Annotated in this window: 21 protein-coding genes and 1 tRNA gene; 15 read left to right on the top strand and 7 right to left on the bottom strand. The window is 61.7% G+C overall.

What is annotated here, in order from left to right; translation table 11 throughout:
- Positions 1-8 precede the first annotated feature (8 nt).
- Positions 9-854, top strand: a complete 846-nt coding sequence (locus tag IFT44_RS20835; protein WP_244652209.1) for a DUF3034 family protein — start codon at positions 9-11, stop codon at positions 852-854.
- Position 855: 1 nt separating this feature from the next.
- Complete coding sequence (locus tag IFT44_RS20830) at positions 856-1,281, top strand: group I truncated hemoglobin (RefSeq protein ID WP_192176499.1); 426 nt, start codon at positions 856-858, stop codon at positions 1,279-1,281.
- Positions 1,282-1,353: 72 nt separating this feature from the next.
- On the opposite strand, the gene IFT44_RS20825 is transcribed toward IFT44_RS20830, so the two are convergent.
- On the bottom strand, positions 1,354-3,765 hold the full coding sequence (locus IFT44_RS20825; protein WP_192102522.1) for a glucose/quinate/shikimate family membrane-bound PQQ-dependent dehydrogenase: 2,412 nt from the start codon (positions 3,763-3,765) through the stop codon (positions 1,354-1,356).
- A 91-nt stretch (positions 3,766-3,856) separates the two neighbouring features.
- Positions 3,857-5,218, bottom strand: coding sequence for a carbohydrate porin (locus IFT44_RS20820; protein WP_192176498.1), 1,362 nt, complete (start codon positions 5,216-5,218; stop codon positions 3,857-3,859).
- A 317-nt stretch (positions 5,219-5,535) separates the two neighbouring features.
- On the opposite strand from IFT44_RS20820, the gene IFT44_RS20815 reads away from it, so the two are divergent.
- Together IFT44_RS20815 and IFT44_RS20810 are read left to right on the top strand one after the other, a co-directional pair.
- On the top strand, positions 5,536-5,760 hold the full coding sequence (locus IFT44_RS20815) for a VF530 family protein (RefSeq protein WP_122476696.1): 225 nt from the start codon (positions 5,536-5,538) through the stop codon (positions 5,758-5,760).
- A complete protein-coding gene (locus IFT44_RS20810) occupies positions 5,760-6,398 on the top strand; it encodes a Pr6Pr family membrane protein (RefSeq protein WP_446730969.1) in 639 nt (212 codons plus the stop codon). The genes IFT44_RS20815 and IFT44_RS20810 overlap by 1 nt, the downstream gene beginning before the upstream one ends.
- Positions 6,399-6,428: 30 nt before the next feature.
- Here IFT44_RS20810 and IFT44_RS20805 read toward each other — a convergent pair whose 3' ends face one another.
- From IFT44_RS20805 to IFT44_RS20795, 3 genes are all read right to left on the bottom strand, one after another.
- Complete coding sequence (locus tag IFT44_RS20805; protein WP_192176496.1) at positions 6,429-7,208, bottom strand: siderophore-interacting protein; 780 nt, start codon at positions 7,206-7,208, stop codon at positions 6,429-6,431.
- An 84-nt stretch (positions 7,209-7,292) separates the two neighbouring features.
- Positions 7,293-10,391, bottom strand: coding sequence for a transglycosylase domain-containing protein (locus IFT44_RS20800; protein WP_192176495.1), 3,099 nt, complete (start codon positions 10,389-10,391; stop codon positions 7,293-7,295).
- Between the two features lie 150 nt (positions 10,392-10,541).
- A complete protein-coding gene (locus IFT44_RS20795; RefSeq protein ID WP_122476690.1) occupies positions 10,542-11,975 on the bottom strand; it encodes a M48 family metalloprotease in 1,434 nt (477 codons plus the stop codon).
- A 145-nt stretch (positions 11,976-12,120) separates the two neighbouring features.
- Here IFT44_RS20795 and IFT44_RS20790 point away from each other — a divergent pair, with 145 nt between their 5' ends.
- Both IFT44_RS20790 and IFT44_RS20785 read left to right on the top strand, forming a co-directional pair.
- A complete protein-coding gene (locus IFT44_RS20790; protein ID WP_122476689.1) occupies positions 12,121-12,360 on the top strand; it encodes a sulfurtransferase TusA family protein in 240 nt (79 codons plus the stop codon).
- A 40-nt stretch (positions 12,361-12,400) separates the two neighbouring features.
- On the top strand, positions 12,401-13,471 hold the full coding sequence (locus tag IFT44_RS20785; protein ID WP_122476688.1) for an AI-2E family transporter: 1,071 nt from the start codon (positions 12,401-12,403) through the stop codon (positions 13,469-13,471).
- 89 nt (positions 13,472-13,560) lie between these two features.
- Here IFT44_RS20785 and IFT44_RS20780 read toward each other — a convergent pair whose 3' ends face one another.
- Together IFT44_RS20780 and IFT44_RS20775 are read right to left on the bottom strand one after the other, a co-directional pair.
- Positions 13,561-14,034 carry a peroxiredoxin gene (locus IFT44_RS20780; RefSeq protein ID WP_192057814.1) on the bottom strand — a complete coding sequence of 158 codons (474 nt, stop codon included), beginning with the start codon at positions 14,032-14,034 and terminating at the stop codon, positions 13,561-13,563.
- Between the two features lie 10 nt (positions 14,035-14,044).
- Entirely contained in the window at positions 14,045-14,605 is a 561-nt protein-coding gene (locus IFT44_RS20775; RefSeq protein WP_122476686.1) for a glycine cleavage system protein R, read from the bottom strand.
- A 331-nt stretch (positions 14,606-14,936) separates the two neighbouring features.
- On the opposite strand from IFT44_RS20775, the gene dapA reads away from it, so the two are divergent.
- The 9 genes from dapA to IFT44_RS20730 all read left to right on the top strand — a co-directional run bounded on the left by dapA (position 14,937) and on the right by IFT44_RS20730 (position 24,640).
- On the top strand, positions 14,937-15,815 hold the full coding sequence (gene dapA, locus IFT44_RS20770) for a 4-hydroxy-tetrahydrodipicolinate synthase (protein ID WP_192057815.1): 879 nt from the start codon (positions 14,937-14,939) through the stop codon (positions 15,813-15,815).
- 17 nt (positions 15,816-15,832) lie between these two features.
- The gene (gene bamC / locus IFT44_RS20765; protein ID WP_192057816.1) at positions 15,833-16,951 is read left to right on the top strand and encodes an outer membrane protein assembly factor BamC; all 1,119 of its coding nucleotides are present in this window, start codon (positions 15,833-15,835) and stop codon (positions 16,949-16,951) included.
- Positions 16,952-16,954: 3 nt separating this feature from the next.
- The gene (locus IFT44_RS20760; RefSeq protein WP_192176494.1) at positions 16,955-17,713 is read left to right on the top strand and encodes an MBL fold metallo-hydrolase; all 759 of its coding nucleotides are present in this window, start codon (positions 16,955-16,957) and stop codon (positions 17,711-17,713) included.
- A gap of 48 nt (positions 17,714-17,761) precedes the next feature.
- Positions 17,762-18,475, top strand: coding sequence for a phosphoribosylaminoimidazolesuccinocarboxamide synthase (purC, locus tag IFT44_RS20755; protein ID WP_056843894.1), 714 nt, complete (start codon positions 17,762-17,764; stop codon positions 18,473-18,475).
- A gap of 93 nt (positions 18,476-18,568) precedes the next feature.
- Positions 18,569-18,658 (top strand) — tRNA-Ser (locus tag IFT44_RS20750).
- A gap of 927 nt (positions 18,659-19,585) precedes the next feature.
- Positions 19,586-20,410 carry a lipid II-degrading bacteriocin gene (locus IFT44_RS20745; protein ID WP_192176493.1) on the top strand — a complete coding sequence of 275 codons (825 nt, stop codon included), beginning with the start codon at positions 19,586-19,588 and terminating at the stop codon, positions 20,408-20,410.
- Between the two features lie 600 nt (positions 20,411-21,010).
- Positions 21,011-22,177 (top strand): L-dopachrome tautomerase-related protein, encoded by a 1,167-nt coding sequence (locus tag IFT44_RS20740; protein WP_192176492.1) that lies wholly within the window; start codon positions 21,011-21,013, stop codon positions 22,175-22,177.
- A 122-nt stretch (positions 22,178-22,299) separates the two neighbouring features.
- Positions 22,300-23,871 carry a gamma-glutamyltransferase family protein gene (locus IFT44_RS20735; RefSeq protein ID WP_192176491.1) on the top strand — a complete coding sequence of 524 codons (1,572 nt, stop codon included), beginning with the start codon at positions 22,300-22,302 and terminating at the stop codon, positions 23,869-23,871.
- 76 nt (positions 23,872-23,947) lie between these two features.
- Entirely contained in the window at positions 23,948-24,640 is a 693-nt protein-coding gene (locus IFT44_RS20730) for a GntR family transcriptional regulator (RefSeq protein ID WP_122476658.1), read from the top strand.
- Positions 24,641-24,654 lie beyond the last annotated feature (14 nt).

The raw sequence follows: 24,654 nt of genomic DNA, 5'->3' as shown, positions 1-24,654 counted from the left end.
GAAAAGCCATGTTGTTGTGCTCGCTGGCCTTGTGCTGGCAACCGTCGCTCCACGCCAACGAGGGCCGTTTGTTGGCCACCGGCGGTGCCAGCAGTATCGACGGCGCCGCCGGTGGGGGGATCACGCCCTGGGCCGTGCTTTCCGGCTATGGCGAGCAGGGCGAGTGGGGCGCCACGGCATTTGCCACCCGCGTGGACCTGCCGGACTACCGGCTCGACGTGGCAGGCATGGCCGCCAGCTACGACAATCGCATCGAATTCTCCTACGCCCGACAACGCTTCGACCTGGGGTCGCTGGTGCACAAGCTGGGACTGCCCGAAGACAGCCTCAGCCAGGACGTTTTCGGGGTGAAGGTGCGCCTGTTCGGTGACCTGATCTACGACCAACTGCCGCAGGTGGCGCTGGGCCTGGCTTACAAGCGGCAGAAGGATTTCCTCATTCCCAGCCTGGTCGGCGCCAAGCGTGACGAAGATGTCGAGGGTTACCTGACGGCCAGTCGCCTGTTCATGGGCGCAGCGTTTGGCTACAACCTGCTGGTCAATGGCGGAGTGCGCTACAGCCGCGCCAACGAACTGGGCCTGTTGGGCTTCGGCGGTGATTGCCGCGACAGCCGCAGCCTGCTCAAGGAGGGTTCGCTGGCCGTGCTGTTCAACCCGCGCTGGGCGTTGGGCGTGGAGTACCGAGAGAAGCCGGACAACCTGTCGTTCGCCGGCGAAAGCGACTGGGCGGATGTGTTCCTGGGGTATTTCCCCAACAAGCATCTGGCGATCGTGCTGGCCTACGCGAAACTGGGCGAGATCGCCACGCTGGACAACCAGAACGGCACCTACCTGTCCGTGCAAGGGAGTTTTTGACATGCGCATGTGTGTGCTGGGCATGGTTCTGCTGTTGGGTGCCTGCACGGGTCACCAGCAGCCGGCCAAGGACGACAGCCTGTACCAGGCGCTGGGTGGCAAACCGGGGATCAGCCGGATCGTGGAGGGGATGTTGCTGAACGTGGCTCGTGATGAGCGGATCGTGGCGCACTTTCGCAACGTCAACATCGAGTTGCTGCGTGTGCAGTTGATCGACAAGTTCTGTGTCGAGGCGGGCGGGCCGTGCGAGTACACCGGGGATGACATGGTGGAAGCGCACAAGGGCCAGCAGATCAGCCGCAGCGAGTTCAACGCGCTGGTGGAGGATCTGATCAAGGCCATGGAAGCCCAGGGTGTTCCGGTGCCGGTGCAGAATCGGTTGTTGGTCAGGCTGGCGGCGCAGCGGGGGGAGGTGATTGAGAAGTAGCGGGGTGAATGGTCGTCACTGACACACTCAAAAAAACGGCTCCCGTGGGAGCCGTTTTTCATCACATCGACATCACTTCTTTTCAGGCAGTGCAAACGCCATCACGTAGTCACCCTGCTTGGTACCCAGCGAGCCGTGCCCGCCAGCGACCACCAGTACATACTGACGGCCATCCTTGCCGGTGTAGGTCATCGGCGTGGTCTGTGCGCCTGCAGGCAGGCGACCTTCCCACAGCTGCTTGCCGTTGCGGATATCGTAGGCACGCAGGTACTGGTCAAGCGTACCGCTGAGGAACGACACGCCGCTGGCCGTGGTGAAAGCGCCACCCAGGCTCGGCACGCCCATGCTCAACGGGATTGGCACAGGCGAGCTGTCGCGCACGGTACCGTTCTTGTGTTTCCAGATGGTCTGGTGAGTGGTCAAGTCGACCGCAGCCACGTAGCCCCAGGCAGGCGCCTGGCAAGGCAGGCCCATCGGCGACAGCAGCGCCTCCAGGATTACCCCGTACGGCGCGCCCTTGTTGGGCTGCACACCCTCGGTTTCGCTCTTGCGACCAGGGCCGCCGGCCACTTCTGCCGCAGGCACAAGCTTGGAGCGGAAAGCCATGTAGCTTGGGTTGACGAACGCCACCTGACGCACCGGGTCGACCGACAGGCCACCCCAGTCGAACACGCCGAAGTTGCCTGGGTACACCAAGGTGCCCTGCAGCGAAGGTGGCGTGAACGGACCTTCATAGCGCAGCGACTTGAAGTCGATCCGGCACAGCATCTGGTCGAATGGGGTCACACCCCACATGTCGCGCTCTTGCATGACCGGTGGCATGAAGTTGAGGTCGGATTTTGGTTGAGTTGGCGAGGTGTGGTCGCCTTCCACCGCGCCCTGGGGCACCGGCACTTCGTGGATCGGCACGATCGGCTCGCCGGTCAAGCGGTTCAGCACGTAGATGCTGCCCTGCTTGGTCGAGGCCAGCACGGCCGGCTTCACGCCATCGGCGGTCTTGAGGTCCATCAGGGTAGGCTGGCCGCCCACGTCCATGTCCCACAGGTCGTGATGGGTGAACTGGTAGGTCCACTTCACATGGCCGGTGTCGATGTCCAGCGCGGTCAGGCCAGCGCTGTACTTCTCCGACTCGGGAGTGCGGTTGCCGCCCCACTGGTCGGGCATCTGGTTGCCCATGGGCAGGTACAGCATGCCGTTCTTTTCATCGACGCTGAACATGGACCACATGTTCGGCGAGTTGCGGGTATAGGTCTGGCCCGCAGCGATCGGCGTAGTGTCGTCGGGGTTGCCGCTGTCCCAGTTCCATACCAGGTGACCGTCGTGCACGTCATAGGCGCGGATCACGCCCGAAGGCTCGTCCACCGAAACGTTGTCGGTCACGTGGCCGCCGATCACGACCAGGTTCTTGGTCACGGCCGGTGGCGAAGTGGAGTAGTAACCACCCGCAGCGAACTCGCCGATGTTGGCGCGCAGGTCGATCTGGCCCTTGTCGCCGAAGTCTTCGCACATCTTGCCAGTGTCGGCATTCAGAGCGATCAGACGGGTATCGGCAGTCGGCACGAAGATGCGCTTCGGGCAGGCAGTCGGCGCAGCCGCAGGTGCGGTGGCGTCGGTGGCCGGGCTGGCGGCGGCGTAGGCAGCGTCGTCGTGATACGACACGCCACGGCAGGTCATGTGGGCCCAGCCCTTGAAGTTCGGCGCGTTCTGCGTGCTGATCTTCGGGTCGAAACGCCAGATTTCCTTGCCGGTGTCCGGGTCCAGAGCGATGACCTGGCTGTGTGGCGTGCACACGTAAAGCATGCCGTTGACCTTGAGCGGGGTGTTCTCCGCAGTGGTCTCGCCCGGATCGTTCGGGCCAGGGATGTCGCCGGTGCGGTAGGTCCAGGCCGGGGTCAGCTTGCTGACGTTTTCCGGGGTGATCTGCGCCAGTGGCGAGTAGCGATCGCCATGGGCACTGCGACCGTACGAATTCCAGTCACCATCGGGCATCGCCGGTGCGGTGTTGGGCATATTGGCGGTTTCGCGATCCAGTTCGCCCTTGATTTCACCGGGGTTGGTGAACTGGCTGGCCAGTGCGCAGAGGCCCGCCAGAACCACGGCGATGCTCAGCGCAGCCGTGGCCTTGGGCGCAGGCTGGCGCAGCAGTGGCTTGCGGAACCAAGGCAGCAGCAGGACCACGCCCAGGGCAAACCAGAGGGCCAGGCGCGGCACCAGTTGCCACCAGTCCAGACCCACTTCGTACAACGACCAGACGGTGCTGGCGAACAATACCGCTGCATACAGGCCGATGGCCGAGCGACGACCCTGCAGCAGCAGCACGCCGGTGAAGCCTACGCCGATACCGGCGATCAAGTAGTACAGCGAGCCACCCAGGGTGGCCAGTTTGATACCGCCGGCCAGCAAGGCCAGACCCATCAGCAGCATCACGATACCCAGAAGTTTGGGCAGCAGGCGCGACCGACGCAAAGCACCGTCAGTGCTCATAGTGAGTTTTCTCCGTCATGTTCAAATGGTTCAGCAGAGTTCAAGTTTTTCTGAGCTCGTGTGTGTAAGGGTATTTCAGCGCCGTTTAGTTTCAGAACGATGCTTGAATCTTCAAGCCGCCAATCAATGCGTCGTCGATGTGGCTGACGCCGCCCGGGTGGCGGATGTACTGCAGGTTCGGTCGCAGCACCAACCAGTTGGCCATGTGAACCCCGTAGTAGAGCTCGGCGCTGTACTCGGTGTCCTGGATCGGCAGGTACGCGGCATCGTTGTAATCGCTGAGCGCGAGGGTACGGTTGTGCCACTCGGCGTTCTTGCGATACGCCGGGTTGACGTGGACCCTGGCCACGGCGAAACCGATGTCATCGCGCGCACGCGCATCGAACAGACCCTTGTAGACGACGCCGGCCTGGACGTAGTTGTCGATGGCGTTGGTTTTCTTGTCATGCAGGGTGGCGTTGGCGAACACGCTCAAGCCCCGCGAGTTGTCGCTGGCGACACGGGTCAGCTGTTGCTGGGCACCCAGCCAGAAACCGTGGCGGCTGGAAGCACTGCGGTAATCCTGGCCGGTGATGGCAGCAGGCTGACCGCTGCGGTCCTTGTAGACGTCGTCGGCGTCTGCGGTGCTGTAGTAGTAGCCGGCACGGTACTCGCCCGGCAGCTCGCCGAACGTCGGCTTCCAGATCAGCTCGACCGGCAGCATGGCGCCCTCGGTACCACTTCCGCTGAGCTTGAAGCCGTTGTCGTTCTCCAGGTTCGAGGGGTTCTGCTCGAAAATGCCGACCTGGGCGTACAGCTGCGGTGTGATGTTGTACTTGATGCGCAACGCCCACTGGCTCACTGGCCAGTTGTACCAGACGCTGCCGACCCAGTTGCCCACCTGTGAGCCACAGAACGCCAGGTTCTGGAAGTCGCACGGGAAGCTGTTGAATTCTTCGCCTTCACCGAAGCGACCGGCCTTGATGTCCAGGCGCTGGTCAAAGAACTTCTGCTGGTACCACAGCTGGGTGATCCGCGTGATGTTGCCGCGACCCCAGACTTCCTGCGCCGATGTAAAACCGCCGACACGCGGATCGTTGATCCGGTCGTTGCTGATGTTGTCGCCGTTACGGTCGGTCAGGGTGAGCTGGAACTCGGCGTCGTGCCAACCGAGGATCTTCTCCAGGTCCATGTGCACACCCAATGCAAACTGGTCGCTGTAGCGCGTGGCATGGTCGTGGTTGTAACCGCCGTGCAGGTTGCTGCCGACTTCGCCGGTGTAGTCGAGCTTGAAATCGTAACCCTTGGCGGAAAGATCGCCGCGGGTGCCGTTCCAGTCGCCGAACATGAACGGAGACTGCGAATCGAAAGCGGGCAGGGCAACAGCGCTCTGGCTGGTGCCCAGGGCACTCAACGCGAGCAGGGCAGTGAACGGCAAAAACGCCATGGGGCGTGAGGGGGCAGTAAGAGGCATTGGCAGAGAGTTCTTCTGGTGGGTCCGAAGCTGTTCGAGAAGCGCTTCGTTATTTTTCAAAAGTGAAACGTTTCAGTTTGTTGCGGCGGAAGGATATAGCTCGAGGCCATGCTTTTAAAGCCGGGTTTGAAAGAGGGTCAGTTGCTGAAACTGCAACAGTGCGGCGGCTTGCCGCAGGTGGCGGGCACGCACGGCGCGGTCCGGCGCCTGCCCCAATGGGCATTGCGGCCGATGGTGGGCGCCCAATAAAAGCTTTGCGCCGCCGTGCCCGTTGGTTAAGGTGCGCACCTTCTGCCCCGCCGTTTCTGGAGCCTGGCATGCATGAGCCTACACACAACCCCCTGCACGGCGTGACGCTGGAGCAGATCCTTATTGCGCTCGTGGCGCATTACCAATGGGAAGGGCTGGCGCAGCGGATCGACATCCGCTGCTTCAAGAGCGACCCGAGCATCAAGTCGAGCCTGACCTTCCTGCGCAAGACGCCCTGGGCGCGGGAAAAAGTCGAACGGCTCTATGTGCAACTGCAGCGCGGCAAGCGTTGATCCCTGGCGAACGCCGGTTGGTTGCGCTGGCGGCGGCCGCCACCTGGTTTGCTCTGGCCCTGCAGCTGTATCTGGTGCTGTGGTCGCGCTGGCAGATCGAAGCGAGCCTGCTGGGTGGGCTGGTGCATTTCTTCAGCTTCTTCACCATTCTTACCAATACGGCAGTGGCTGGCGTGTTGACCGCTCACGTGTCGACGTGCAACTCGAAGTGGCGGCGTATCTGCCTGCGGCCCGCGGTGAGCAGTGGGGTCATGGTCAGTATCGTTGTGGTCGGCGTGGCCTACAGCCTGTTGCTGCGCAACCTGTGGCAGCCCCAGGGTTGGCAATGGCTGGCCAACGAGTTGCTGCACGATGTGCTGCCGGTCGCTTTCGTGCTGTATTGGGCACTCTGCGTGCCCAAAGGTACGTTGCGCTTGTGGCACGTACCGGCGTGGGCGATCTATCCACTGGTGTATTTCGCCTACCTGTTGCTGCGTGGACAGAGCATCGGCGTCTACCCTTATCCGTTCCTGGACGTTTCGAAGCTGGGCATGGGGCAGGTCTGGTTGAATGCACTGGGCGTATTGATGGCCTTCCTTGGCTGCTCCGTGCTGGTGTTGGCTGTGGACCGCTGGTGGGGGCGTCGGGGCACGCGCTAGGCGACCCCGTGCACCGACCAGGCGCCAGCGTCACTCGCCGTCGTCACCTTCGAGCCGCCAGTAGCCGGCGGCCTTGATCTGCTCTTCGCTCAGCCCATGCTGGTCGAGCAACACGCGCCGCAACTTGCGCGAGAGCCCCGCCTCGGTCGCGATCCAGCCATAGACCACGCCTTCGGGCAGGCGCAGGTCGCTGACCGTCTGCAGCAGGTCGCCCTGGTGCCGGTCGACCCAGATCACTTCGAAGGCCGCCGCGCTGTCGAACGACTGCTGCTCGTCGGCGTTCTCCACCTCGACCACCAGCAACGCGCGACGGTTGGCCGACAGTTCTTCCAGACGGCGCGCCATGGCAGGGATCGCCGTTTCGTCGCCGATCAGCAGGTAGGCGTCGAACACATCCGGTACATGCATCGAGCTGCGTGGGCCGCCGATGTGCAGGAATTGACCCGGCTCGGCCTGGGCCGCCCAGGTTGCGGCGGGACCGTCGCCGTGCAGGACGAAGTCGATGTCCAGCTCGCCGGCTGCAAGGTCGATGCGCCGTGGGGTGTAGTCGCGCATGTCGGGCTTGGCTTCGTCCGGCGTCGGTGCCCCCAGCACCATGGTGTCGAGCGCCGCTTGCTGCTCCGGGGTGGTGGCGAACATCAGCTTGATGTGGTCATCGCAGCCTTCGCTGACGAAACCGGCCAGCTCGGGGCCGCCCAGGGTGATTCGACGCATGCGCGGCGTGAGCTGCGCTACACGCAACACCTGCAGGCGGCGACGTTTGATCTCGTGCATAACGCGCTGAATACCGAACGGATTGTCTGCCTTCATTGCGAGGGGCTCCTGGGCCGATAGGGGGCTATCGATATAGCTTATTACGCGGCCACACGCGAGTCGATGAATTCGCAGTCCCGTTCAACGTGCCGCCGGCAAGGGCGCATTGCACTGGGTATGCGCACCCGGCTGCAGATAGGGTGTAAGAATCGGAGCCATGCCCTTGAGCACCTGCACCGGAAGCGCCGAAGTGAAGCGAAAGCCCTCCGCCGCCTTGCCCGGCACGAATGCGGTCAGGGTGCCGAAGTGGTGCTCACCGATGAAGAACACGAACGTGGCGGTACGGTTGATGGCCTTCGAGCTGATCACCCGGCCACCGGCACCGAAGCTGGAAATGCGGTTGTCACCGGTGCCGGTCTTGCCGCCCATCACCAGCGCCGTGCCGTCATCGGTCTTGAAACTGCCCGATACCCGCCGCGCGGTGCCGGCGTCCACCACCTGCGACAGCGCCTCACGCATGGCCGCCGCGACCTCGGCGGGCAGGACTCGCTTGCCGCGGTCCGGATCGCTGATCACCCGCGTGTCGTAGGGGGTGTCGGCAGCAAAATGCAGGGTGTCGATGCGCACGGTAGGCAGCTTGATGCCATCGTTCTGAATGATGCCGATCAGCTCGGCCAAGGCCGCAGGGCGGTCACCTGAGCTGCCGATGGCGGTCGCCAGCGACGGCACCAGGTGATCGAACGGATAACCCACGCGCTGCCAGCGCTGATGGATATCGGTAAACGCTTCGATCTCGAGCATGGTGCGAATACGATTGTCGCGGGCGCGCTTGTGGCGACTGTTGAACAACCAGCTGTAAACCTCCTGCCGTTCGAACCGGCTGGCCGCGCCCGCCTCGCCGAACTTGGCGTCCGGATGATTGAGCAGGTAGCCCAGCAGCCACAGGTCCAGCGGGTGGACGCGCGCGATGTAGCCCTGATCCGGCAGGTTGTAGCGGCCCGGGCCATAGCCGGTGTACATCTCGTTCAGGCGCTTGTCGGTGACGTTGTCGCTTTTGCTGTGCTCGCGCACGAAGCGATCGAATTGCGCCTGGGGCGCATTGGGGTACAGGTAGCGATGCACGGCCGCCAGCCGCTGCGGGGTAGGGCGCATGCCGTCGAGGAAGGTTTCCAGGCGCTGCTCGGTGGTCTTGCGCTGGTACTTCTTCCAGAAGCGCTGGAGGAACTCCGTGCCTTCGCGATCGGCGAAGCGTGCCAGGTATTCCTGGCGACGCGGATCGTCGTCGTCCCTGAGCAACTGCCCGCTGTTGCTTGGCGCGGAGTAGGTGCTGTAGCGCACCAGGTCGCGCATCAGGCGGATGAAGGGCAGGTTGATGGACTCCTGCAGCGCTTCCTTGAGCGTGGGAATGCGGCCGTTGTCCTCGCGGCGAAAGTTGCCGAAAGTGTGGATCCCGCCGCCGGTGAAGAAACTCTCGGCAGGGCTTGCCGAGTACTTGCGCTCCAGGGCGGCGCCGAGCAATGCCCGCGCATCGACGCCGGGGTTCTGGATCATGTAGTCGAGCACCCAGCGCGACAGCCGATCGGCTTCTTCGATCTTCACCTGGCGCAGTTGCGCGGGCGTCTGCCCGGCATAGCGCTCATGCAGTTCGTGAATGATCTCGAGGTAGGTGGTGAGCACGCGCATCTTGGCCGTCGAGCCCAGCTCCAGCTTGCTGCCTTCGTTGATGTCGAAGGGTTGGTCGGTGTTGTCGGTCTGCACTCGTACCCGCGAGCCGTCGGCCGTCCGTTCGAACAGGGTGAAGCTGTAGCTGACCTCTCGGGTGCTGGCCGAGGTCAGCAGGCGCTCGCCGATCAGGCCGATCTGCTGGGCGAAGGCCGGGTCGGCAAGGTTGCGCAGATAATCACTGGCCTGTTTCTGCAGATCGGCATGCAGGGTGGTGGTGGCCGAGAGGTCCAGCCGGTCCAGGTCGTACAACGGTCGGTCGAGCATGGACGAGAGGCGGTTGCGCGCCACGCTGATGCCCTTGTTCGACTCGTTGGGTTGCCAGGTAGGCTCCTGCACCCAATCGCGGTACATGACCTGGCTGGCCAGGGCTGCGGTGGCCAGGGTAGGGTCAACGATACCGTTGGCGGCCAGCAGGCGAATATGGCTGTCGGTCAGCTCGGCGAGGTCGTCATGGCCCTTGTTGAGGAAGTACGAAGGACGGCGCTGGGCGATCATCAGCGACAGTACCTGGCGCAGGGCGAGCCCACGCGCGGCTTCGCTGGCGGGGTCGGTGGTGGTGCTGGCGAGGGCGCGGTTGACCTGCTCGAAATCGGCGCCATACCAGACCCGCAAGCCTTCGGCCATGCCGTGCACTTCACCATGGCCAGGCACGGCCGACAGCGGCACGCTGTTGAGGTAGTCGCGCACGACGCGCTGGCGTGCCTCCAGGGTCTGCGGACCGTCCTGATAGGCACGCACGCTGGCCGAGATCATCTGGCGAATCTTCTCAGGCCCCGAACCGGTCAGGCCGTCGGGCGAGTGCCGATACTTCTCCAGTTGCGTGGCCAGGGTGCTGCCACCGGCCGACTGGCCGGGGAGGGCGAACATCTTGGCCACCTGCGACCACGCGGCCTTGGCAAAGCGCGGCCAATCCACGGCCGGGTTGAGCAGGGGTTCGGGGCTGTCGAGCAGGCCGCGGTTCTCGACGAACAGCAGGCTGTTGACCATGACTGGCGGAATCTGGGCGAACTCGGTGTAGAGCTGTTGCGGGTAGCGATACAGGTACAACGGGTCGCCCCGGCAATCGGTGATCACCAGCCCGGCCTGGGGTTTTTCCTGATAGGGCACGAACAGGTCATGACCGGCGTAGCGCATCAACGCCGGCGAGAAATGGGTCTGTCGTTCGACCACGTAATTGCGCTTGAGCAGGCGCGGAATGAAATCGCCCAGGGCGCTGTAGCCCAGGCGTTTGTCGAACGGACCTTCGCCGGGATAGACAATGGCCTCGCTCGGCCCAGGCTGCACGTCATAGGTCAGCGATGTTGCCCAGCGGCTGAACTCGCGCGCCTGCAGTCGCGATGTGCGCATCTCCGCATACATCGCATACGCCAGCGCCGCAGCAGTGATCAGTACCAACAGCCAGAACAGACGCCGCCACAAGTGACGTTGACGTGGGCTATCTGGCAATGGAGACGGGTCAGGACTGCCAGCCGGGGTTGCAGTCTTGTCAGGTTCGGTTTGCCACAAAACGCCCATAGATATTCACACCGGTCACGGAAAATTCATCGCACCTGGAGCAAGTCTAGACGCTAGAGCAGTTGCGTGAAAAAAATGTGAAAATCAATGTGTCAGATACGTCGGTTCATTCCGATCGACCGTGCGGGTCCGATTCGGCCCGCCGCAGCCTCAGCGCAGCATTTCCTTGACCAGCCGATCCTGCTCGATCAACTCGCGTTGCCGTGCATCGATTCGCGAGGCGAGCTGGAAGTTGTCGGCGGCCCGGCGCTTGGCCAGATCGAGTTGCTGGATGGCCTGGTCGAACTCGCCGACCAGGGCGAAGAACTCGGCACGTGCCTGATGCAGCCCAACGATGTTGCCATTCTGTCCGCGCGTTTCGGCCACCAGGTACCACACGTCCGGGTCGTCCGAGCGGCTCTTGAGCAGGTTTTCCAGGCCTTTTTCGGCATCCGCCATGCGGTTCTGCTTGAGCAGCACGTCGACCCGCTTCTGGTTGATCGGGTAGTTGCCGGGATACTGCGTCACCAGCCGATCGATGCGCTGCTGGGCATCGGGAATGCGGTTGTTGGTGATGTCCAGATCGACCTGCGCCAGGTTGAAGGTGATGTCGTCCGGCTGTTTGCCGAGCAGCTGCTTGAGGTTCTCCCGCGCTTCGTTGAGTTGGCCAGCCTTGACCTGAGCCAGCGCCAAGCCATAGCGCGCGGGGAGCGCATTGGGGTTTTCATCCAGTTGCGCGCGGAAGCGCTTGGCTGCCAGCCCTGGGGTTTCCTCGTAGTACAGCTGAACCCGCGCGCGCATCAGTTGGTACCACAGGCTGTCTTCCTTGCCCCCTTTGGCCGCTTGTTCGGCGCGGTTGCGCGTGTCGGCGATACGCGATTCGCTGACCGGGTGAGTCAGGAGGAATTCCGGCGGCCGTGCATCGAAACGGTACTGGCGCATCAGGCGTTCGAACATGGTCGGCATGTTGCGCGGGTCGTAGCCGGCCTTTTCCATGTTGATGATGCCGATGCGGTCCGCCTCCTGCTCGTTCTGCCGGGAGAAGCGTCGCTGTTCCTGGATCGCCGCAGCCTGGCTGCCGGCGATTGCCGCAATGCCGGCGTCACCGGCACCGGACGCGGCGATCACGATGCCAGCCAGCAGCGCCGCCATCATCGGCAGTTGCATGCGCTGCTGCGCCTCGACCCCGCGCGCGAAGTGGCGTTGCGACAAGTGCGCCAGTTCGTGGGCCAGCACACCGATGTACTCACCCTCGGTTTCGGCATTGAAGAACAACCCGCCATTGACCCCGACGATGCCCCCTGGCGCAGCGAAGGCATTGAGCTCTTTGCTGTCGATCAGGATGAACTCCAGGCGCCGGTCGTTCAGCTGGCTGGTTTCAGAGAGCCGATACACGCTGGTTTCGACGAAATCCTTGAGCTGTGGGTCATTGAGCTGTTTGACCTGACCGCGCAGCAGGCTCAGCCAGGCACGACCCAACTGATGCTCCTGCTGGGGCGAGACGATCGCGGAACTGGCGTCGCCAAGTGACGGCAGATCGCTGGCGTGGCCCGGCAGCGCCAGCAGGCAGGCAAGTGTCAGCAGGGTAGGGCGCAGAAAGGGCATGCACTGAGCTCGGCAGATGAAAGGCCCTACTGTAGCCGCCCCATCCGACGACCACCAGAGGCGCCGGCCTTGGGTTATCCTGTCGCGCCGCTGGCTGCCGCGATCGAGGCGGCATCACGGCTTTCTTTGGTTGGAGAAGATATCGATGAGCGATGCGCCTGAATGTGACGCCGAGCTGGACACCAGCGGTCTTAATTGCCCGTTGCCACTGCTCAAGGCCAAGCTGGAACTGAACCGGATGGCCAGTGGCACGGTATTGAAGGTGATCGCCACGGACGCCGGCTCGCAGCGCGACTTCCGCTCGTTCGCCACGTTGGCAGGTCACGCGCTGTTACATGAACAGGCGCTGGACGGGGTCTACTCGTATTGGTTGCGCAAGGCCTGAGCCACCACCTTCGGTAGCTGGGCCATTCAAGGGAATTTCAATGTTCAAAGTGTTACGCAACTGGATCCAGCGGTACTTCTCCGACGAAGAGGCCGTCGTCCTGGCGGTGCTGCTGGTGCTGGCGTTCACCGCCGTACTGACCCTGGGCGGCATGCTGGCGCCTGTGCTGGCAGGGATGGTGCTGGCGTTTCTCATGCAGGGCCTGGTCAATTTCCTGGAACGCTTGCGGGTGCCTTCGGGCGTGGCCGTGGGAGCGGTGTTCGCGCTGTTCATGGGTGCGCTGGCGCTGTTCATGCTGGTGCTCGTGCCGCTGCTCTGGCACCAGTTGATCACGCTGTTCAACGAGTTGCCCGGCATGCTGGGCAAGTGGCAGTCACTGCTGTTGCTGCTGCCCGAACGCTATCCGCACCTGGTCAGCGACGAACAGGTGCTGCAGGCCATCGAAGCGGCGCGCGGCGAGATCGGCAAGTTCGGCCAGTGGGCACTGACCTTTTCCCTGTCCAGCCTGCCACTGCTGGTGAACATCATGATCTATTTCGTGCTGGTGCCGATCCTGGTGTTCTTCTTTCTCAAGGACCGGGTGATGATCGGCCGCTGGGTCAGCGGTTACCTGCCGCGCGAGCGGGCGCTGCTGACTCGGGTGGCGCAGGAGATGAACCGGCAGATCGCCAATTACATCCGTGGCAAGGTCATCGAGATCTTCATCTGCGGGGTGGTGACCTACATCGCGTTCGTTGCGCTGGGCTTGAACTACGCGGCGCTGTTGGCCCTGCTGGTAGGCGTGTCGGTAGTGGTGCCCTATGTGGGCGCCGTGGTGGTGACCGTACCGGTGACCTTGATCGCACTGTTCCAGTGGGGTTGGGGCGACCAGTTCATCTACCTGATGGTGGTGTACGGCATCATCCAGACCCTGGACGGCAACGTGCTGGTGCCGCTGCTGTTCTCCGAGGCGGTGAACCTGCACCCGGTGGCGATCATCTGCGCGGTGTTGCTGTTCGGCGGGCTGTGGGGGTTCTGGGGAATCTTCTTCGCCATCCCCCTGGCAACCTTGTTCAAGGCCGTGCTCGATGCCTGGCCGCGCCAGGAGCCCACCGTGGCGCCGATGCTCTGAAACCGCGGCGCGGCCTTCGCGGCCGCTGACCGCTCCTACACACGATCGTCGCAGGAGCGGTCAGTAGCCGCGAAAAATCCAACCCCCTCTCAACCCTTGCTCAACGCCTGTGCCGCCCCCAGCACGCTCTGCACATGCCCCGGCACCTTCACGCCACGCCATTCCTGGCGCAACACACCGTCCCGGTCGATCAGGAAGGTGCTGCGATCCACGCCCAGGTATTCCTTGCCATACAGCTTCTTCAACTTGATCACGTCGAACAGCTGGCACAACGCCTCGTCCTGATCGCTGATCAGCTCGAAGGTGAAGCCCTGCTTGGCTTTGAAATTCTCGTGGGACTTGAGCCCGTCGCGCGACACCCCGAATACCTCGGTGTCGGCGGCCTTGAACTGCTCGAGCAGGTCACGGAAATCCTGACCCTGGGTGGTGCAGCCCGGCGTGCTGTCCTTGGGGTAGAAGTAGACCACCACCTGGCGACCCTTGAGCTCGCTCAGGCGGACGGTCTGGCCGCTGGTGGCCTGGGCTTGGAAATCGGCTACAGGTTCATTGAGAGCGACAGCCATCGGTCAGTCCTTACATGGGGTTCTGTGGGCGCCAGGGTTCGATCAGCGCATCCAGGTTCAAGGCATCGGCGAAGTCCAGGAACTGGTCGCGCAACCAGCTGATCTGCACGCCGGCGGGCAGTGTCACGGTAAACGTGGCATTGAGCATGGTGCCACCGGTCTGCGGCGCCTGGTAGGTGTCGCAGGTCAGGTTCTCCAGCTCGACGTTGTGGTCGATGAAGAACTGGCACAGCTCGTTGATGATGTCCGAGCGGTACGCCGAACTGACGTAGGCCACGTAAGGCAGCGCTTGCGGGCGGCTGTCGAGGGTGGCGCTGCGCACCAGGCTGACCGTGAAGTCGTGTTTCTTGGCCAGCGAAGCCAGGCTGGTTTCCAGGCGCGCCAGGGCGTCCCAGTTGCCTGCTACCTGCAGCACCAGGGCGCTGTATTCGCCGTGGCGGGTCAGGCGCGAGGTGGACACCGAGCAGCGGGCGTCGTGGGCCGCGCGGCACAGTACATTGGTCAGTTCCATGGGATTGCGGCCCAGGGCGCTGATGACGAGGAATTGTTCGCGAACTGTGGGGGTGGACATGCAGCATTCCTAAAGCGATGAGCGGTCGGCGGCGTCAAGGGGCCGGATGACTGGTTCAAGGCCTGCGCCGTACCTCGTGCGTACCCCTGCCGACCGCCCGGCAACGCCCGCAAATACGGGGTAAAGCCAGGTGGCAAGGCTCAGGGACGGGGTTCGAAGCGCCGTTACGGCAGGCGATGACCAGGCAAGAAAGGCAACCCCTGCCGATCAAAGTCTGAAAGGGTATAGAAAACCGGCGCCAAGGGGAATGCTCGCGGCGTGGTACTTCGCTTGTGCAAGGTGGATAGCGCCAGTACCATTACCGCTCTCTTTTTCCGGCAGGAGCGGTTGCATGATTGCGGGCAGTATGGTGGCACTGGTCACACCCATGGACGCCCAAGGGCGTCTGGACTGGGACAGCCTGAGCAAACTGGTGGACTTCCATCTGCAGGAGGGCACCCATGCCATCGTCGCGGTCGGCACCACCGGCGAATCGGCGACGCTCGACTACGAAGAGCACATCAAGGTCATCGAGCACGTGGTCAAGCAGGTGAACGGGCGTATCCCGGTCATCGCCGGCACCGGCGCCAATTCCACCCGCGAGGCCGTCGAGCTGACCCGCAATGCCAAGAAGGCCGGCGCCGATGCCTGCCTGCTGGTCACGCCGTACTACAACAAGCCGACCCAGGAAGGCCTGTACCAGCACTTCAAGCACATCGCCGAAGCCGTCGACATTCCGCAGATCCTCTACAACGTTCCCGGCCGCACTGCCTGCGACATGCTGGCCGACACCGTCGTGCGCCTGTCCAGCGTGCCGAACATCATCGGCATCAAGGAAGCCACCGGCGACCTGGCCCGTGCCAAGGACATCATCAGGCGTGTCGACAGCGACTTCCTGGTGCTGTCCGGCGATGATCCCACTGCGGTCGAGCTCATCCTGCTGGGTGGCAAGGGCAATATTTCGGTCACCGCCAACGTCGCCCCGCGCGCCATGGCCGACCTGTGCAATGCGGCGTTGAAGGGCGAGGCCGAACTGGCCCGCGCCATCAACGACAAGCTGATGCCGCTGCACAAGAACCTGTTCCTGGAAGCCAACCCGATTCCGGTCAAATGGGCGTTGCATGAAATGGGCTTGATGCCCGAAGGCATTCGCCTGCCGCTCACCTGGTTGAGCGCCACCTGTCATGAACCGCTGCGGCAGGCCCTGCGCCAGTCCGGCGTCCTGGTTTAATTGAGGAAGTAAGACGCATGAAGCGATTGGCTGGCCTTTCTGCCCTTGCCTTGGTCATTTCGAGCACCAGCGGTTGCGGGTGGCTCTGGGGCGAAAACGGTTACTTCCGCGATCGTGGCAATGATTACCTCGAGGCGACCCAAACCGCCCCGATGCAACTGCCGCCCGGCGTGCAAACCGACAAGCGTCTGGATCCGCTGCTGCCGATCCCGCGCAACGTCGCCGACGATAACGCCAAGGCTTCCGAATTCGAAGTGCCGCGCCCACTGCCCTTGCAGGTAGCTGCGCAGGCCAGTGATTTCTCGCTGCAGCGCAGCGGTGAAAACCGCTGGATCATGGCCCAGCGTGCGCCTGCCGAAGTCTGGCCGATCGCTCACCAGTTCTTCGAGGACAACGGTTTCCGCATCGCCGAAGACCGTCCGCAAACCGGTGAATTCACCACCACCTGGCAGCGCTTCGACGAGCTCTCCGCCTCTATGGCACAGCGCCTGAGCGGTGCCACCACCTCCAGTGGAAGCGAAACCCGTGTGCGCGTGCGCATCGAACCCGGCGTGCAGCGCAACAGCAGCGAAATCTACGTGGTCAGCGTCGAGCGCCCGGCCGGCAGCAGCACCGAGCCCGATTTCCCGGCGCGCTCGGTGAACACCGGCCTGGACTCGATCCTGGTCGACCAGATGCTCGCCAGCATGACCCGCGACTCGGAACGCGGTGGCTCGGTGTCCCTGGTCGCCGCACGTGATTTCGACGCGCCCAGCCGTGTAGCCATGAGCGAAGACGGCAGCGGCAACCCGGTGCTCAACGTCGGCGCCGACCTGGACCGTGCCTGGTCCAGCGTGGGCCGTGCCCTGGAGCAGGGCCAGTGGCGCATCGAAGACATCAACCGCAGCCTGGGCCTGTACTACATCAACGTTGCCGAATCCGCCCAGCGCGCCGACGACAAGCCGGGCTTCTTCAGCCGCGTGTTCGGCAATGCGCCGAGCAAGGAAGAACTCGAAGCCCGCGCCGAGCGTTACCAGGTGCGCCTGAGCAAGGTGGGCGACAGCGTCCAGGTCACCGTCGAGAAGAACATCAACACCGTGGCCCCGGCAGATGTTGCCCGCCGTGTGTTGGGTGTGATTCAAGACAACCTGGGTTAAGCGATGCGTTTTGCCGTTCTCGGCAGCGGTAGCCAAGGGAATGGCACGCTGATCAGCAGCGAAGACACCCATGTGCTGGTCGATTGCGGTTTCTCCCTGCGCGAAACCGAACGTCGGCTGGCCCGCCTGGGCCTGAGCGCCGCGCAATTGAGCGCCGTGCTGGTGACCCACGAACATGCCGACCACGTGCATGGCGTGGAGCTGCTGGCGCGCCGCCATGGCGTGCCTGTCTACATGAGCCTCGGCACCGAGCGCGGCCTGCGCAAGCCTGTACCGGTACGCACCCATGTGCGCTGCGGCGACGTGCTGGAAATCGGTGCGTTGCGTATCGAAGTGGTTGCCGTGGCCCACGACGCCCTGGAGCCTACCCAGTACGTGTTCAGCGACGGCAAGCGGCGCTTCGGCCTGCTGACCGACCTGGGCTCCCACTGCGCCAGGGTGCGTGACCACTACCAGGGCCTCGATGCCCTGATGATCGAAAGCAACCACTGCCGCGACATGCTTGCCCGTGGGCACTACCCTTATTTTCTCAAGCAGCGCGTCGGCGGTGACTGGGGCCATTTGAACAATCATCAGGCTGCCGGCCTGGTGGCACAGTTGGGCTGGCAGAACCTGCAACACCTGGTGCTGGCCCACCTGAGCAGCAAGAACAACCTGCCGCAGCTGGCCCGGCAATGCTTCGTCGACACCCTGGGGTGCGACGCGGACTGGCTGCAACTGGCCGACCAAAATTCAGGGCTCGACTGGCGCCACATCGCCTAGCGTCCCAAAGGGGCGCCTAGCCCATACTTTTAGCAAGCGGAGCCCATCATGGAAAAACGTGAAGAACTCTACCGCGGCAAAGCCAAGTCGGTGTACAAGACCGACGACGCCGACCGCTTGATCCTGCTGTTTCGCAACGACACCTCGGCGTTCGACGGCAAGCGCATCGAACAGCTCGACCGCAAGGGCATGGTGAACAACAAGTTCAACGCCTTCATCATGCAGAAACTGGAAGCCGCCGGCATCCCGACCCAATTCGACAAGCTGCTGGCCGACAACGAAGTGCTGGTCAAGAAGCTCGACATGATCCCGGTCGAATGCGTGGTGCGCAACTACGCTGCCGGTAGCCTGGTCAAGCGCCTGGGCGTCGAAGAAGGCATGAAGCTGAACCCGTACACCTTCGAGCTGTTCCTCAAGGACGACGCCAAGGGTGACCCCTTCATCAACGAGTCCCACGTCGTAGCCTTCGGCTGGGGCACCGCCGAGCAACTGGCGAAAATGAAAGAGCTGTCGCTCAAGGTCAACGACGTACTGACCAAGCTGTTCGACGACGCCGGCCTGCTGCTGGTGGACTTCAAGCTCGAGTTCGGCGTGTTCAGCGACGGCTCCATCGTCCTGGGCGACGAATTCAGCCCCGACGGCTGCCGCCTGTGGGACAAGGACACCCGCAAGAAAATGGACAAGGACCGCTTCCGCCAGGGTCTGGGCGACGTGATCGAAGCCTACGAAGAAGTGGCCAACCGCCTGGGCGTGCCGCTGTAACACCGCTGCAGACGCGCAAGCGCCTGAATTCGCAAATTATTTTGCATCAGGGGCTTCGCGTTTGGCGCAGACGCTGGTATGATTCGCGCCGTTGGAGAGATGCCAGAGTGGCCGAATGGGACGGATTCGAAATCCGTTGTACCTTCACCGGTACCTAGGGTTCGAATCCCTATCTCTCCGCCATTATTTGAAAAGCCCCGAGTGCTTATAGCCTCGGGGCTTTTTTTGTTTCGGGGATTTAAGTAATGGGTGCCTGTGCGTCTGCCGCCGGCCACCCCTTGACGCTTGAGTCCATGGTTTTCAGCGCAATGCTGCCCTCTGCGACTCCTGTTTGGCGCCTACAATATCGACACAGCAGCTTTCAAAAAATCAGACGCGTTTCACATCGGACCGAGTAAAGTCACAGCGGCCAAACGGAAACCCAACGGCAGGGTCGCCTGCTATTCAAAGGAAGGAACAAATGTGCTCGTTCAGAATGATTGTAATAACTGCATGCTGTTTTTTTATGATGGGCTGCGAAAAACGGCAGATAGAACCATGCCCCCAGGCAGGGAGAGACTTTCTGGAGAGATCGGTGCGGGCCTACTTTGATAGGTTCAAGCCGAATCAAGGGGGCAATTTCGTCCAGATATTTCATGACGAAGAATATAACCCCTCGACCAAAGGCTGGATAGTTTCGGTAGACAGCCCTGGCAAAGAGTATTTCGCGCTTGTGTCGTGCGCGGGCAGTGTGGAGCTGTCGGTTAGGGAGCTAGGTGGGGTGGCTCCAAAAAAATCCCTGTAGGGGTTTTTTTCAGGGTTTCCAGCAGGGAATGATTTTGCCCGTCTGACGCAGGCTTTATGGGATGAATTAAAACAACTTTCAGTAAGCCTTGATCGCTATAGATTCGTGCTGGATTACGTGCGGGACGATTAGGTAACTGTTTGTTGTGGGTGGCAAATCTACATACGCTGAATTGAGAAATATGCCGAAAGAACTTAGTAGTTAATAGGGTTGTTATAATTTTCTGGTTCTTTGTAAGATTTGGTCGAGCCTCCGGAAGCACGCGTGTATGTCTTCTGCGTTAGATTTCGAGGGGTCAAACTAAAATTTCTTAAAAGGACTTTGTCATGGCAGCTCTAGTTTTGCCACCCAGCCACGTTGGCGCGAACTCTCCCTATTTTAACGACATGGGTATAAACCTATCGGGCGCGGGCGACATGATTGCCTACTCATCTGCGTACTGGCTGTTTGCACAGCAGGCGGCAGACGAGCTATTCAGGGAGGATATGTATAAAAAGGGTGACTGGAAAAGCGCTTTGAACTCGGCACTTGTTTGGGGCAAGGATGAAGCGATGATGGCGTTTGAGAAAGCATCAGTAGCTGACTACTTGGTAGCCAAAGGCGCAAGTAGTATCGATAACGCCATCAGTGTTAACTGGGGCTACGGCGTTTTTGCAGACGTTATGCGACATTATGATGGTGAGCTTTCAGGAAGCGTGTACTCCCCGGCGGCCGCACTGTTTCATTCGGTGGCGGCATCAGGAACGCCTATGTGGGCTAATATAAACAATCTTGGTTTGCACTTTGAAATTGGTGAGTTTGGTAAAGTGCATAGTGCAATGATGTCTGCCGATCAGGGCGTTAGTCATTTGTATATTGATAAGCTGGCGTATTCAACGTCTAATGACTCACTAGTGACTGGCGCGTTTCTGGGTGACATAACGCTGAAGATTGAGGGTGACATAAATAAGACTGGAGAAATTGTTTCTTTTTCAGGCTCGGTTAAGGCGTGGGACGATACGTATGATGCGAACCTCTCTAGCCACAGGTCCGAGTTTGGGGAGGCTTCTACCAAAGTTTTAAATTTCATTCAAACCTATAGCCCTGCGCAACCTTTCGAAATCAAACTAATTGGCGAGTTGCCCATTAGCTTTGAAATTAATGGGGAGTAACCTTTTTAGCTTTAGGCGTTCTTGAGTAACTCGGTCATATATTATTTTTCAAGTTTCTGATGGAGAGACGTTACGGTGCGATGGGTGATGAATGAGTGTAAGGCTACTCGTCCGGTCGCTAAGGGTTCATGGCCCATCGCAGCCCCGAATTTTGTCCTGATACATTTTGATGATCGGTGTGAGAGTTAGGTGTCGAGGGTTCCGTTAGCGGTAGATGACTGGGAAAACAAGATTGATCAATTTGCGATTATGCCGTGAGATATGAATCAAGTTAACTTGTTAAAAGTACGGTCCGCACACAAATGATCTAAGAGTCGCGCATCAAGCCTCGTTTCGGTGCCTACATAGCCCTGATAATCTCCGACACCCACCACTTCTATCTAAACGCCTAGGCCGTCACGACCTTTCAGTCCATTCCCAGCCACACGTCGCCACCCATCCGGTGGAACTTACCCACTTAAATTCCCTTCAATACCCATGAACCTGTCGCGGCGTCTGTTCCTATCGGTACCTGAGCAGGTTTTTTTTCGGTTGATCCTGAAACCGGTTTCAGGATCAACCCTATACCAGTCCATCTCATCCCGAAGGAGCCTGGAACGGATGAACAGAAACCTATTGAAGCGAACCTCAATCCCCGTCCTGGCGGCCGCAACATTGGCGCTGGCAGTGAACGCAGCCCATGCCGAGACCATCGATCGCAGCCTGGTTCCCATCGGTTCGATCCAAGAGGTGGCGGCGTTCAACGGCCCAGGCCCGTCAGGTATCGTGGTGACCCCGGAAGGGCGCACGTTTGTTGGCTTTCCGCGTCATGCCGAGGATCACGCGGGCATGACGCTGGGCGAGTTGGTCAACGGCAAGCTGGTTCCCTATCCCTCCGCCGCCGTCAGCCTGCCGTCTGAACTATCCGACGCCAAGCGGCTTGTTTCCCTGCATGGCATGACCCTGGACAAGTGTGGGCGCCTCTGGTTGATCGACGATGGCAAACGCGCAGGCAAGCCGGGCATTCCGGCGGGTGCAGCGAAGGTGGTGGGTATCGACTTGAGCAGCAACAGCATCGTGACCTCCATCGAGCTCAAGGATGCCTTGCGTCAAGACAGCCACATGAATGACCTGCGCATCGATCTGACTCACGGCAGCCAAGGCACCGCTTATGTCGCCGATTCATCCTTCGGCGACGACCCGGCTTTGGTGGTGGTGGATCTGGCCACCGGCAAGCAGCGTCGTGTGCTCGCCGGTCACCCCTCCATCGTTGCGCAAAAAGATTTCGTCACCCAGCTCGACGGTGTGCCCATGCGCTACGACGGCAAGAACAGCGCATTTCCTCATGGTGGCGTCGATGGTCTGGCGCTGACGCCCGACAGCTCGCGTTTGTTCTACTCGCCGCTCACCAGTCGACACCTGTGGAGCCTGCCGACCGCGGCTCTTGCTGACTTCAGTCTCGATGATCGACAACTGGCTGAGCAGATCAAGGATGAAGGGGAGAAAGTGATGGTCGACGGGATGGACATGGATGCTCAGGGCCGCTTGTACATGACCGATGCCGAACATCATCAGGTGCTGCGCCGCTGGCCGGATGGCCGCCTCGACGTGGTGCTGCGCGACCCGCGCCTGGTGTGGCCGGACGGGGTATTCGTGACCGCCGATTCGGTGTACGTGACGCTGGGGCAGTGGAGCCGGATGGGCAAGGGATTCGACACCCGGCAGCCGCCTTACCTGTTGGTCAGGGCGCCTATCGAGGCCACGCCGAAGTTCGACGCTGCACAGTGACCGGATGGGGGGGCACAGATCGTGCCCCGAGCCTCATCCGCCACCAGTAAAAACCACGGCACACATATTGCTCTGCTAACAATAACTTCATAGATAGCTAGCAAAGCCGGGGCCCCCAAATCATGATCGCTACCTCCTCTCGTGCGGTGATCTGCACGCCTCACGCCCAGGCCAGTGCCGCTGGGATGCAGATCCTCGAAGCCGGTGGCACTGCCATTGATGCCATGTTGGCAGCCAGCGCCATGCTCGCCGTGGTCTTCCCGCACATGACCGGCCTGGGCGGGGATGCCCTGTGGATGATCCACGACACCCAGGTGCGCACCATCGTGGGGATCGGGCAGGCCGGACAGCGTTTGCCCGACGGCGGAGTCATCGGTTTGAGAGGGCCATCGTCGGTCGCCACCACGGCGGGTGCGCTGGCGAGCTGGCACACGGCGGCGTCGATCAGCCGACATGAGTGGGGTTCGAATTTTGGTTGGGCCGACCTGTTGCAGGACGCCGCAAGCGTGGCGGAGGCGGGCACGTCTGTTTCACAGTCCCAGCTGTTTTGGCAGACACTGCGGCAGCCACTCATAGAACAGTTGCCGGACCTGCACGGTGTCTGTAAGACCGATGGGCGCTGGTTGCGCTCGGGCGATACGCTGCGTCAGCCGGCGCTTGCCAATACCCTGCGGCATTTGGCCAGGCACGGTGTCGAAGACTTCTATCAGGGCGAGTTGGCCCACGCCTTCGGGGCGGCGTTCGATCGCCTCGGTTGTGGCTTGACCCAGGCCGATCTGGCGGCTACGCGTGCACCGCTGGTGGCCCCTGTTTCGGTACCTTATCGCCAGGGCCGACTCTATAACGTCGCACCGCCGTGCCAGGGTCTGTACACATTGCAAGCCATGGCCGCGCTGCAGCATAAGCCACTCGCGCGGCTCGGCAATGGCAGTGCGCTTTATTACCACTACTTGGTCGAAGCCATCAAGCAAGGTCTGCTGCGCCGCAACGCGCAGTTGTGCGATCCGCTGAGCACCGCTTGGGATTTCACCGCCAGTCTCGATGAACGGCACGTTCAGGGGTATGCCGATGCCATCGACGACCAGCGTGCAGCTCCGTGGAACGAGCCGGGACGTCCGGCCGATACGGTGTGGATGGCGGCGACCGATGCCCAGGGTCGCACGGCCTGCCTCATCCAGAGTTTGTTTCACGACTTTGGCTCTGGCTGTATTCTGGGTGACACCGGGGTGCTATGGCAGAACCGTGCTGCGGGTTTCAACGCCAACCCCGAGCACGTCAACGGCTGGGCTCCTGGCAAGCGTCCCGCGCACACGCTCAACCCGTCCTGTTACCTGGCGGACGATGGCCAGCGCTGGTTCTTCGGCACGCAAGGGGGCGATGGCCAACCGCAGACACAGATGGTTCTGGCGACTCAGCTGATCGACTATCGGCAGCCCATCGATCAGGCGCTGGCCACTCCGCGCTTTCTGTTGGGCCGCAGTTTTTTCGACAGCACCGACAACCTCAAGCTCGAGGGCGATATGCCTGCCGCGACCATCGAAGGCCTGGCGGCGCTCGGCCATGAGGTGGAAATCATAGCTGCGCAGAGCCCGATGACGGGCCATGCCGGTATCATTGCCATTGATGCCCAGGGTCGGCGCAGCGCCATGCATGATCCGCGAGGTGAGGGTACGGCCCTTGGCCAGGTAGACTGAGGGCCGAACCGGGCATTTGCCGGATACGGGGCATCTCGTGTATAGGCATGAGGCCTTCCAGACAACAGAGGAAACGATGGGGTTGAGTACCGTCACTGCCAAACAGCTCGAGGTGCAGCGTATCGTCGATGCGTTGTTCAAGGCCATTGCCCAACATCGCCTGCCGCCCGGCACTCGGTTGGTCGAGGCCCACATCGTCGAAACCTTGCAGGCCAACCGCAATCATGTGCAGGTCGCGCTACAGCGCCTGGCGATGCAGAAAGTAGTGACCATCGAAGCCAATCGGGGCGCCATGGTTGCCCAGCCGACGGCGAAGGAAGCGCGGGACATCTTCAGCGCCCGTCGTGCCATCGAGCGGGCCATTGTCGAGGCCATTACCCCGGCCGTTATGCGCAAGCAGCGGCAACGCATTGCCAGCCATATGAGTAACGAGCGCAAAGCCACCAGCGATACCGATCGCCGCGCCATCGTTCGCGAGCTGAGCGAATTTCACCTGCTGCTCGGCGAGATCAGCGGCAATACCGTGCTCAGCGATATCCTCGGCAACCTGATGGTGCGCAGCTCGTTGATCGTGGCGCTGTACCAGCGTAACGACGTGCCGTCGTGCGCGTCGGATGAGCATCAGGAAATCATTACCGCGCTGGAGCAGGGCGACAATGCACGGGCCGTGGCGGTCATGCTCGAACACCTGGACGAACTGGAAGGGCAGCTGGCGCTGGAAGAGCGAGCGCTGGAGGAGTTCAACCTCAAGCAAGCGCTGCGTGGCTGATGCGCAGGCGTTGC

This window comes from Pseudomonas sp. CFBP 13710, from assembly GCF_014842235.1.
GTDB lineage: Bacteria > Pseudomonadota > Gammaproteobacteria > Pseudomonadales > Pseudomonadaceae > Aquipseudomonas > Aquipseudomonas baltica.
The sequence above is the reverse complement of the archived record's forward strand: the minus strand, read 5'-3'. Positions and strand labels throughout refer to the sequence as shown.

What these genes read in the sequence shown, in the direction of transcription:
- IFT44_RS20835 (WP_244652209.1), top strand. Translation starts at nt 9, where the DNA reads ATGTTGTTGTGCTCGCTGGCCTTGTGCTGGCAACCGTCGCTCCACGCC.
- IFT44_RS20830 (WP_192176499.1), top strand. Translation starts at nt 856, where the DNA reads ATGCGCATGTGTGTGCTGGGCATGGTTCTGCTGTTGGGTGCCTGCACG.
- IFT44_RS20825 (WP_192102522.1), bottom strand. Translation starts at nt 3,765, where the DNA reads ATGAGCACTGACGGTGCTTTGCGTCGGTCGCGCCTGCTGCCCAAACTT.
- IFT44_RS20820 (WP_192176498.1), bottom strand. Translation starts at nt 5,218, where the DNA reads ATGCCTCTTACTGCCCCCTCACGCCCCATGGCGTTTTTGCCGTTCACT.
- IFT44_RS20815 (WP_122476696.1), top strand. Translation starts at nt 5,536, where the DNA reads ATGCATGAGCCTACACACAACCCCCTGCACGGCGTGACGCTGGAGCAG.
- IFT44_RS20805 (WP_192176496.1), bottom strand. Translation starts at nt 7,208, where the DNA reads ATGAAGGCAGACAATCCGTTCGGTATTCAGCGCGTTATGCACGAGATC.
- IFT44_RS20800 (WP_192176495.1), bottom strand. Translation starts at nt 10,391, where the DNA reads ATGGGCGTTTTGTGGCAAACCGAACCTGACAAGACTGCAACCCCGGCT.
- IFT44_RS20795 (WP_122476690.1), bottom strand. Translation starts at nt 11,975, where the DNA reads ATGCCCTTTCTGCGCCCTACCCTGCTGACACTTGCCTGCCTGCTGGCG.
- IFT44_RS20790 (WP_122476689.1), top strand. Translation starts at nt 12,121, where the DNA reads ATGAGCGATGCGCCTGAATGTGACGCCGAGCTGGACACCAGCGGTCTT.
- IFT44_RS20785 (WP_122476688.1), top strand. Translation starts at nt 12,401, where the DNA reads ATGTTCAAAGTGTTACGCAACTGGATCCAGCGGTACTTCTCCGACGAA.
- IFT44_RS20780 (WP_192057814.1), bottom strand. Translation starts at nt 14,034, where the DNA reads ATGGCTGTCGCTCTCAATGAACCTGTAGCCGATTTCCAAGCCCAGGCC.
- IFT44_RS20775 (WP_122476686.1), bottom strand. Translation starts at nt 14,605, where the DNA reads ATGTCCACCCCCACAGTTCGCGAACAATTCCTCGTCATCAGCGCCCTG.
- dapA (WP_192057815.1), top strand. Translation starts at nt 14,937, where the DNA reads ATGATTGCGGGCAGTATGGTGGCACTGGTCACACCCATGGACGCCCAA.
- bamC (WP_192057816.1), top strand. Translation starts at nt 15,833, where the DNA reads ATGAAGCGATTGGCTGGCCTTTCTGCCCTTGCCTTGGTCATTTCGAGC.
- IFT44_RS20760 (WP_192176494.1), top strand. Translation starts at nt 16,955, where the DNA reads ATGCGTTTTGCCGTTCTCGGCAGCGGTAGCCAAGGGAATGGCACGCTG.
- purC (WP_056843894.1), top strand. Translation starts at nt 17,762, where the DNA reads ATGGAAAAACGTGAAGAACTCTACCGCGGCAAAGCCAAGTCGGTGTAC.
- IFT44_RS20745 (WP_192176493.1), top strand. Translation starts at nt 19,586, where the DNA reads ATGGCAGCTCTAGTTTTGCCACCCAGCCACGTTGGCGCGAACTCTCCC.
- IFT44_RS20740 (WP_192176492.1), top strand. Translation starts at nt 21,011, where the DNA reads ATGAACAGAAACCTATTGAAGCGAACCTCAATCCCCGTCCTGGCGGCC.
- IFT44_RS20735 (WP_192176491.1), top strand. Translation starts at nt 22,300, where the DNA reads ATGATCGCTACCTCCTCTCGTGCGGTGATCTGCACGCCTCACGCCCAG.
- IFT44_RS20730 (WP_122476658.1), top strand. Translation starts at nt 23,948, where the DNA reads ATGGGGTTGAGTACCGTCACTGCCAAACAGCTCGAGGTGCAGCGTATC.